The sequence below is a fragment of the Sinorhizobium medicae genome (genome assembly GCF_007827695.1).
In the GTDB taxonomy this organism is placed as follows: Bacteria; Pseudomonadota; Alphaproteobacteria; order Rhizobiales; family Rhizobiaceae; genus Sinorhizobium; species Sinorhizobium medicae.
The window spans coordinates 1-1,236 of sequence record NZ_VITA01000065.1 but is presented as its reverse complement, the minus strand read 5'-3'; the positions used below and the strand labels follow the sequence as shown (position 1 = coordinate 1,236).

General features: G+C 58.3%; 1 protein-coding gene. It reads right to left on the bottom strand.

All coding sequences use genetic code 11. The features are described from left to right. Nucleotides 1–52: 52 nt before the first annotated feature. A protein-coding gene (locus FB009_RS32565; RefSeq protein WP_086017923.1) for an IS3 family transposase occupies nt 53–1,155 on the bottom strand; the annotation gives its coding sequence in 2 pieces (ribosomal slippage) (nt 53–894 and nt 894–1,155; 1,104 coding nt in all). Between the last annotated feature and the right edge of the window lie 81 nt (nt 1,156–1,236).

The following is a 1,236-nucleotide window of genomic DNA, read 5'->3' as shown; positions in this document are numbered from 1 at the left end:
TGAACCGCTCCAGGTTTCTGGACCAGCGGAGGCTGGAGTTTTTCGGCTTCATTCAGGGAGGCGGGCTGGTTGCGCCTCCCGAATTCATCAGCGAGATCGGCACCTTGTTGCCGATCGCACCATGTGGCCGAACCTCATTGTAGTCTCTACGCCAATCCTCCATCTTTTCGCGCGCATCCGCAAGGGTCAGGAACCAGTGCTGGTTCAGGCATTCCGCCCGGAAGCGGCCATTGAACGCCTCGATGAAGGCATTGTCTGTGGGTTTACCGGGACGCGAGAAGTCCAGAGTCACGCCCTTGGCATAGGCCCAAAGGTCGAGATCGCGTGACACGAATTCCGTTCCCTGATCGACGCGGATCGTCCTAGGGTAGCCGACCTGCTGGCATATCCGTTCGAGCGTCTGCACCACGTCTTCACCGCGATAGCTGTGTCTCGGATCAAGCACCGGCACGTAGCGAGAGAAGGTGTCGACAACCGTCAGGACCCGCAGTTTCTTCCCGGTCGCGAGCTGGTCGTGAACAAAGTCCATCGCCCAGACATCATTCGGTCCGACCGCCATTTGTCGATCCTCCCGCAGCTTGGCCTTGACGCGGCGCTTCGGCGTCTTGTTCCGCAGCTGCAGGCCCAAGTCCCTGTAAATGCGATAGGTTCGCTTGATGTTGGTGCCCCAGCCCTCACGTTCCAGGAGCACATGCACGCGTCGATAGCCATAACGTACACGGGTCTCGCAGATCTCGCGAATACGACGTTCCAGGCCGGCCTGATCGGCACGGCGAGAGGTGTAGTGGTAGGTCGAACGATCGAAGTTCAGCGCCCCACAGGCACGCCGGATCGAGATTGCCCAGTCCCGGCACATGCCCTTCACCACCTCTCGCTTACGAGCAGGCCTTAAAGCTTTCGGCGAATGACATCCTGCAGCATCTCGCGGTCCAGCGTCAGGTCCGCGACGATCTTCTTCAGCCGCGCATTCTCGTCCTCGAGCTGCTTCAGCTTCTTCATCTCCGGCGGCAACATTCCAGCGTACTTCTTCTTCCAATTGAAATAAGTCGCCTGGCTGATCCCCGCTTTCCGGCAGATCTCCGCAACTGGTACCCCCTCATCACCCTGCTTCAGAATGAACGCCTTCTGGGCGTCCGAAAACTGCGATACCTTCATCGTCTTCCGTTCCTTTCCCAGCCAGGAAAATGCACCGGAAAACTCTAACCAAAACTGGTCCAGTTTGAAGGGTTCAGATCA